The sequence below is a fragment of the Roseibium sp. AWQ4_290 genome, assembly GCF_056160985.1.
Genome location: NZ_JBSWYG010000093.1, coordinates 1 through 273, shown reverse-complemented (window position 1 = coordinate 273; position 273 = coordinate 1). Strand labels below are relative to the sequence as shown.

At 56.4% G+C, this 273-nt stretch carries 1 protein-coding gene; it reads right to left on the bottom strand.

The genetic code is table 11. The features are described from left to right. Nucleotides 1-187: transposase (locus tag ACXAH0_RS25270; RefSeq protein ID WP_475196090.1), on the bottom strand; the 187-nt coding region annotated here is incomplete at its 3' end. Between the last annotated feature and the right edge of the window lie 86 nt (nucleotides 188-273).

Here is a 273-nt window from a genome sequence, read left to right as displayed (position 1 = left end):
CGACGTGGCCCGGATCAACTGGCATTCGCGCAAACCGGGGATCCTTCAGCCAATTGTGGATCATATTGGCATTCGCAGAATACCGGCGCGCCACCTGCGCAACCGATGCACCGGGAAGAACCGCTTGCGCGCAGATCTCCCGCTTCTCCTCATCAGACCAAATCCGCCGTTTCTTTCGTTTGCTCATCACGCGCCTTTAAGTGTCCATTTGCATAAGTGGACACTTAAGGCGCAAAATCGAAAAGCGGGAGGTGGGGTTCAGCGGACGCTCAC